General features: G+C 39.0%; 6 protein-coding genes and 1 pseudogene. 1 reads left to right on the top strand and 6 read right to left on the bottom strand.

Features of this window, described 5'->3' with window-relative positions; all coding sequences use genetic code 11:
* Positions 1 to 110 precede the first annotated feature (110 nt).
* Positions 111 to 416 (top strand): TIR domain-containing protein, encoded by a 306-nt coding sequence (locus AN490_RS14315; RefSeq protein ID WP_300004477.1) that lies wholly within the window; start codon positions 111 to 113, stop codon positions 414 to 416.
* 337 nt (positions 417 to 753) lie between these two features.
* Here AN490_RS14315 and AN490_RS14310 read toward each other — a convergent pair whose 3' ends face one another.
* The 6 genes and pseudogenes from AN490_RS14310 to AN490_RS14285 form a co-directional block, all read right to left on the bottom strand.
* On the bottom strand, positions 754 to 3,108 hold the full coding sequence (locus AN490_RS14310; protein ID WP_300004474.1) for an arylsulfatase: 2,355 nt from the start codon (positions 3,106 to 3,108) through the stop codon (positions 754 to 756).
* Between the two features lie 135 nt (positions 3,109 to 3,243).
* Entirely contained in the window at positions 3,244 to 4,839 is a 1,596-nt protein-coding gene (locus AN490_RS14305) for a hypothetical protein (protein WP_300004471.1), read from the bottom strand.
* A 204-nt stretch (positions 4,840 to 5,043) separates the two neighbouring features.
* Positions 5,044 to 5,481, bottom strand: coding sequence for a DUF202 domain-containing protein (locus AN490_RS14300; protein ID WP_300004468.1), 438 nt, complete (start codon positions 5,479 to 5,481; stop codon positions 5,044 to 5,046).
* Between the two features lie 186 nt (positions 5,482 to 5,667).
* Positions 5,668 to 6,009 carry a DUF1622 domain-containing protein gene (locus tag AN490_RS14295; protein ID WP_015080033.1) on the bottom strand — a complete coding sequence of 114 codons (342 nt, stop codon included), beginning with the start codon at positions 6,007 to 6,009 and terminating at the stop codon, positions 5,668 to 5,670.
* A 167-nt stretch (positions 6,010 to 6,176) separates the two neighbouring features.
* Positions 6,177 to 7,031 carry a sodium dependent transporter gene (locus tag AN490_RS14290; protein ID WP_271835465.1) on the bottom strand — a complete coding sequence of 285 codons (855 nt, stop codon included), beginning with the start codon at positions 7,029 to 7,031 and terminating at the stop codon, positions 6,177 to 6,179.
* Positions 7,032 to 7,272: 241 nt separating this feature from the next.
* A pseudogene (locus tag AN490_RS14285) lies at positions 7,273 to 8,058 on the bottom strand (GTPase); the annotation flags it as partial.
* Between the last annotated feature and the right edge of the window lie 88 nt (positions 8,059 to 8,146).

The following is an 8,146-nucleotide window of genomic DNA, read 5'->3' as shown; positions in this document are numbered from 1 at the left end:
CATTGGTCGAAAAACTGTCGTTAATTCACGCGCCATTCATCCCACGCTGCCCTTCGGGTCAGTCGTGGGGCTTCTGTCGGTTAAGCTAAATTATAATGTAGAGACGTTTCATGAAACGTCTCTATCGAAGTTGTGAAATACATATAATGCTAGATAATGCAGCGATCGCATTTTTGATAATGACTGCCGAAGATGAACAAGGTGATGGTAAACTCCGTGCGAGAATGAATGTCATACATGAAGTTGGTCTGTTTCAAGGACGTTTGGGTTTTCACCGTGCAATTCTTCTTTTAGAGGAAGGGTGTGAAAACTTCTCAAACGTTGAAGGGATTGGTAATATTCCGTTTCCACCAGGGAACATCAAAGCCTGTTTTGAAGAAATTCGTCGTGTTCTTGAACGTGAAGGATTAGTGTGAGAGGCAACAGTAATTCTTGACTAGAGTAGCCTTGATCTAAAACTAGGAACATTACGAACAGCTATAAAACAACTAAGAATTGAATGGTTTGATGTTGAAGAACTGCGATCGCCTGTGGCAGTCCTGAAAGCGATCGCTCATAGTTTACGTTCTCAATAAGCGATCGCTAAAAATTCAATATCATTAAAACGGAAAATAAAACCAACCAACCTTATTTTCTTCTTTGCGTCTTTGCTCCTTAGCGACTTTGCGCGAAACAATATTTAGTATTTTAGATAAACATGAATAACTTGATCAATGGTGGGTCAGATAACCCACCCTGCAAAGTATTTTATCCTTACTGTCGCGCCATAATAGTCCGCATTTCAGCTTCCCGATCTTGAATCAAATCGCCACTAACATCCACCATCACACTATAAATCTTACCCGTAAACTTAAAAGGCGGTTCATAATCCGGCGTAACAGGCGCACCAGGGGCAATTCCACAGGTGACACCACTGGTCAAACCTAATGCTAAAGGAGTAGTTACAGGCACATCAATCTGCCCGACCAATTTCTCATCAATATACAATTGGCCGCGTCCTGGCGTTCCTTTCCCCTTGGCTAAATCTGGTTGACCAGTAACTTTAAACTCAAAACGCAACTGATGACGACCTACCGGCACAGATGACCCAGATTCAACATGATAGAGCGATCGCCCCACATAATTATGAACCCAGTGCAGTTTACCACTTTGGACATAGAAAGAATAGCCACTATCATTACCCCCATGAGCCAGTAATATCCCTTCCGCGCCACCTGGGGGAATCTCCACATCAGCCGTAATACTGTGGGGACGATTTAACACCCTCACTGCACTACCGGCGGGAATCGCTTGAGTATCAGGATAGTAAACATAGCGGCTACGATTGACAGCAATTTGCGGGCGTTCCTCCGCGAATCGTTGCACACCACGTCCATCCACAGGCAACACATTATACTTGCCAGCCTCAATATACCAAGTAGCAATCATCTCAATCAACTTAGGACGATTATCAGCCGCAATATTGTGATTTTCCGCAAAATCTGAGGCGACGTGATACAGTTCCCAATGATGAGTATCCAAATCCGTTAGAGTTTCCGCCGAAATCGCCTCACCAAAAAATTGCCCCGCTTCAGTAAATGAAGGACCAGGCCAAGGACAAACCGCCCGCCAACCATCATAGTAAAGAGAACGATGTCCCATCATCTCGAAATACTGGGTCAGGTGCTTAGTAGGTGCGGTACTATGATTAAAAGTATGGGCAAAACTGACACCTTCAATGGGAGATTGAGTCACACCCTTAATCGTTGTCGGTGGTGCAATTTCCAGTAATTCTAGCACCGTCGGTACAAGGTCAATGGCATGAGCGTACTGAGTCCGAATTTCCCCTTTAGCCTCAATACCCTGACTCCAATGCACAATTAAAGGGTCACTAATTCCCCCCCGATAGGTTTCCCGTTTCCAGCGCCTAAAAGGCGTATTCCCTGCCCAAGTCCAGCCCCAAGCATAATGGTTAAAGGTTTCTGCACTGCCTAGTTTATCCAATGCTTTGAGATTTTCCTCTAGGGATTCTGGCACATTGTTAAAAAACAGGTTCTCATTTACTGAACCAGTCGGTCCTCCTTCCGAACTTGCGCCATTGTCCGAGATCACCATAATGACAGTATTCTCGAATTCACCGATAGATTTAAGGAAATCGAGTAAACGACCGATATGGTAGTCAGTATGGGTTAAAAAACCAGCATATACTTCCATCATCCGAGCATAAAGCCGTTTTTCGGCGGCTGGGAGGGAATCCCAGTGCGGGACATTGGGATCATGACGAGAAAGTTCAGCATCTGCGGGAACAATCCCCATTTCTTGCTGACGGGCAAAAACCTTTTTTCTGTAAGCTTCCCAACCATCATCAAATTGTCCCGCGTAGGCATCAGCCCATTCTTTTGGGACATGATGGGGGGCGTGCATTGCCCCCGGACAAAAATACATGAAAAAGGGCTTATTTGGGGCAACCTGCTTGGCATCAGCGATAAAGCTAATGGCTTTGTCTGCTAAGTCTTCGGTTAAATGATAGCCTTCTGCGGGGGTCTTTTCTGGCTTAACGGTGTGGTTATCATAAACCAAATCTGGATAATATTGGTGGGTTTCTCCGCCCAAAAAGCCATAAAAACGTTCAAATCCGCGACCGAGAGGCCAGCGATCATAGGGGCCGGCGGCTGAAAGTTGGTCTGAGGGGGTTAAATGCCATTTTCCTAACGCATAGGTGTTATAACCCTTCTGGAGTAATATCTCTGAGAGAAACCCATTTTCAAAGGGAATATTCCCATTACCTCCGGGATAACCCGTAGACCCTTCTGTAATGCAGGACATGGCGTTAGAATGGTGATTGCGCCCAGTCAGCAAGCAGGAACGGGTGGGAGAACACAGTGCCGTTGTGTGTAGATTATTGTAGCGCAATCCATTAGCGGCTAGTGTGTCTAGGTTGGGTGTTTTGATGGGACTTCCATAATTTCCAAATTGTCCAAAACCTGTATCATCGAAAAGGATAAACAGGACGTTTGGTGTGTCTTCTTTTGCCCGTAATGGTTCTGGCCAAGCTGGACTGGATTTATCAACTGTGCGGCCGATTACACCGGGGAAGGTAGTTCCGAGTTTGTATTCATGCAGAGACATAAATCTAACCTCTTGAGAATATTTAATTTTTAACAAAAAGCCCGAAATTCTATATCCTCTTTAGGAGGGGTTATTTCTTGATACTCCACTCTCTAAAGCTATTCTTGAAAGTATTTTGCGAGATTTGCGATCGCACTAAATAGACTTTAGCTTTATACCATACCATTTAGATTTCCATCCACCTAACTCAATATTTACATGACCGATATCAAAATCCTTCCCTCTTTTTGGCAAATACTCTCGTTTTTTTAGCCATGAAATAGTTTCATCTAGAGATTTTGATGACTCCAGCTTTCTCATTAGATGACCAGATTTAATAATAGGAACTTCTGAGTTTTGTACATCAAAGTGACCAATCCAGTTTTTTGAGACCACGATAGTCATTAGTTCATAATCAGGTTCAATATGTAGGACTTGTTCAATGAGTTTTTTATTACAGCTTTTGTAATCATTTGCTATCTTTATGGCTTGCTTAATACCTTTTGAAAGTTCTTTTGATCGATTATCGCATTCTCTAATTTCGGCTGGCTCAATAAACCATTTCAATTCCATAACAAGGCATAGCCTTTTTTGTCTATCAATTATCGCTAAATCAACATCAGTTTTTTCTATTACTCCGTATTTACAATCAAAGCCCAAAGATTTAGCAAGCTTAATAAACTCATTTCTAAGAATTGATTCTTTGTTTTCAACAAGCTTTGAGTAGGTTTTCTGCTCCGATTCTATTTGGTTTAAGAGAACGCATAAGTTTCTCTCTGCATCTATGTTTAGCCAAATAAATGGTGAGATAGCGTAATGACCGTTATGCAAGTCTATAAGAGGTTGTGTAGCAATATCGGGATCACGAATTCCTGCATTACCAAAAGTAATTTTATCATAAATATTTTGAACAGTAATTTTAGGCTGTTTGCTATATTTAGTAATATGACTAATTAACTCTTGTTTTCGGACAACCCAAACTGAAGAGCTATAGCCTAAGCTTTGTATCCCTTTGTCAACAGCCATTTCTCTAGCAAGATACCAAGCTAATGAAAGAGCCTGGGTAGTTATAAATATCGACTTGAATTGTGAAATGGTAAAATCTGAAAATTGCCATTCTTCAGGCAGATTATATCTGCTTAAAGTTACTTGTTTCAACAGATAAATTAAATCTGAAACCAGCTTGGAACTAAAGTTTACGGTGAATGTTTTAGTATTGAATTTCGTATTGTAAATTATTTCCTGAATGACTTTGTTTGGATCAATCCTCTTGTTTGAGTCATTCCCAGTCTTTGTCACCAATCTATTGTATGCTTCATATTCCAGTTCCAAGGTAGTTAAATCAGTTGTAAACAGTTCACTTCCAATTACATTAATTTGAATCTTTTCTCTGTGATATAGTGGAAAGATTAAACAAAAATTCCAATATTCTTTAGATTTTTTTATCCACTCTTGAGCAAGACCATAATCTTCATTGATGAGTTGTCTATTTAGTTTTGCAGAATTATTAGTAGCTTCCTTAAGGCAAACTTGTAGAGGGTATGACAACCAGTTAATTAGATTATCAACATAAGCATATAATTGCTCATCAGGCAGTGGTTGTATTTTTCTCATCTTTAAATGATGATCCTCAACTACCGATAGTAAAGTCCATACAGCTTGTGTGTAGCCAATCTCTTTGAGTTTATTAGAGCCAAAGTCAGAATCTATTTCTTGCTCAATTTTTTTTATTAGCTCGTCATGTTCATTCATTTTATTATGTTGGTAGATAACTATATAATTTTAAAATATCCTCTAACAATTCCCCGTCCGATTTATTATAATGCTAAACTATTGCCCATGATCAATCCATTAAGTGCTGCAATTGGATTATTTATCATCACCCTATTCATAACTTAAGTAGGTATACCATTACAATTGCCCTTAGTAACGTAAGTTGCTATATATCTTAAATCTTTAAAAATTCATTGCCCGAATTATCACACCAAGAAAACTAACTAAGCCAATTACAAGTAAAGCCACTCCGATAATTTCCGCACTGTGAGAGGTTTCGTAGGTATAGCGATTATTTTGAATTTGTTTAAGTAACTGACGATGTTCTCTCAACCCTAAAACCATTCCCAACATTCCTGTAACAATAAAAGACAGTCCCACAATCACCGAAAATCTGACTGGGTTAAGGTGATGACTCAGACGAGTATTTTCAATCGCTCTAACAATGGTGGGGATACCAAAACCAAAACCAATTAAGGAAAGACAGGTGCGTATCCACGCCATTAATGTACGATCTGCTGCTGCTCGGCTGCGGTATTTAGCTAGTTCTGTCCGATCTTCCGCTAAATCGTTGGTAGACAATTGTTCAGGTGTTTCTGATTTGATAAGTGGCTGATTCATTGTGTTAGAATGTGCCTGTAAATTACCTCTGAATAATTACGGCTCTACCGCTCCCTTTATGATATTTTCGGTAAAATATCCCTGAAACCCCCTTATTAATTTAGATTAAACCCATGTACACCAATGGTTTTGGATATATTAAAAGGATGTTTGATCATAAGGGGAACGGTAGAACCATAATTACTTTTATTGTTGTTTATTGAGTTCTTGATTCAGAAAATAATTGAGGAAAGTTCTAATTAAGGCAACAATTCCTAGTTTTCCTAGAGACTCAAATGTTGAATGATAGGTTGTGGAAAGAATATCTGCTCCTAATTGAAATTCTAATGCCAGCACTAGCCAAATGCCAAAGTTGAGCCGGATTTGCAGAAATCGGTTTTGACTATGATGATGATTTAGAGAAATCGCTATTTTTCCGCTTTTTAATACACCCAATAAAATACAAAAAACAGAAATTAATTCTAGTAAGAATTTGAGCAAAGTCACAACAAATGATAACCCGCTCTCTAGCTGTTCAAATAATGCCATAATTTAGCTTTTCTCACGCTCCAGGCATAGAGATTAATTACAATAGCCTTAGTGAATCAAAGTATTAAATTGGAAAATATCAAATCTCAAACTTTGCGTCTTTGCTCCTTTGTGTCTTTGCGCGAAACATAATTTATACCGCCATTATGTAACGGAAAAAACCGCATTTAGTTAGGTTGTTGCTCTAATTTGCGTTTATTCCAAATTGAGTAAAAACTACCTAGAAATGCTCCTAAAATTACATAAGCTATGAGTGTGGGAATTACCTTTTGTTCTACGTTATTCAAAATAGCGATAAACAAGGCTAAACCAACATTACGAGCAATACAGGAAATTGCTAAAATCGGTCGTGTATCATCATTGTTACCTCCTAAACTGTGTCCTATTATTAGAGAGGCAATTACCATGATGGTAATTACAACCATTGGTAATCCCCAAACTTTGAAAAATAGAGGAATCCCTAAAATACCAGCTAAAACAACCAGTACGAAAAAAAGACTATTAGCAATAAAATTTAAGGGTTGGGCGATATTTTCGGCAAATTGAGGCACAAACTTTTGCAGCAACAGACCGATACTGACAGGCAATAACTGTACCATGATCACTTGTCGGGTAACTTCTAAAATTGTCACTTTTTCTGAAATATTCTCAAATAGGGTGACAAAAATTTCCAAGGTAATAGGAGTAACGCAGACTGCAAGTATAGCGAGGGTTAGCTGAAAACTCGCTGAGTAGGAAAATCTACATCCAGCCATTTGCGCTCGTTTTGTGGTCAGAGGCGCACCTGGAGAAGCCGCTAACAAGGCTAATCCTGTCATTACTTCTGGGGGTAAGTTAAACAGTTTTAGCAGGACAATAACCACTAGAGGAACTAGCACCACAACGGCTAAAAGCGCACGGAATAGTAAAGCAGGTTTTCGCCATAGGGAAAGCATTTCTTCAAAACAGAGATTGCTTCCTATGGCTAACATCAAAGAAAAAATCGTGATTTTAACGAAAATCAACAGTAAAGGATGGTGCATAGCTGGAAATTAAACCTCTTTCCTCTGCGTCCTCTGTGCCTCTGTGGTTCGATAAATTACTTCTTAAACCGCAGAGGAAAAAAAGATATTTTTCGGGTCACTTGTTAACTACTATTGAACAAATAATATCTCTTAACTCAACTTTGTATTACTATCCCTGGTCATAGATATCTCCTAAATATTTAGTGTGATAATTTTTACTCACGCGGATGAAAGAATCACATAAAAAATCTCTAATTTTTCACTGTTGAAGATAATAATTAAATCTGGTTCGCAATTGTTCAATTGTTAAATCTTGCGTCCAATATTCTATTAAAGCATGACCAAAAGCCCAAGCATTACGATCTGGTGTAGATGGGTTTTCTAACAACAATGGCCACAGGGATAATAAATCAAAGTTGCGGGATTTTGAATTGTCTATATTTAATAGGGGAAAAAGTTCATAAGCCATTTGTAATTTACCAATTACTATGGGTAATTGTTCAATGGGAATTTGTTCTGCGAGTAAATAAGCCAGAGTAGGAGAACCTGTGGATAATGTGGAAATAAATTGCAAAACGGGACTTTTTAGTAATGCAGTAATTCCTTGGGTAGTTGTCATTTGAAATGTGTAATGCTCAATAATATTAGCTGCTGCTGTGGTGCGAGTTTCTAAATTCCGTAAAAAGCGAGTTAACCGTAATTGTTTAGCCGGATCTATTGCTGCTAATAGTCCTGAAGATAAAGCTTCTATATTCCAAGAATTTCGATTAGTTTTTGGATCATTCGTAACGACAGGTAAAACTAAATTAGCGAAATTTCCTAATAGTTGTTGGCGATATTTTGTCGCTTCTCGAATAGAAATCTCTTTTGGTTTTTCTCCTTTTTCCCAATTATAAGGAGGTTGCCATTCACGGATAGGACGTAAACGATCTACTTGAGTTACAATGGTAATAATCGGTAAATCTGCCACTTCTGATTTTACATCTTGGAGAAAATCTACATCCATTTGTAAAGCTGGATCTAGTGCTGGAGTAACTAATAATAATGGTTCTACCGCTCCCTTTATGAAAGGATAAGCAAATCAAAAGAGGTAGATAGACGAATTTCTGTCGAGAAAACAACTCAACCCCAGA

The sequence above is a fragment of the Anabaena sp. AL09 genome, assembly GCF_001672255.1.
Classification (GTDB): Bacteria; Cyanobacteriota; Cyanobacteriia; order Cyanobacteriales; family Nostocaceae; genus Dolichospermum; species Dolichospermum lemmermannii.
Note: the sequence above shows the minus strand (reverse complement) of the source record. Positions and strands in the feature narration are given on the sequence as shown.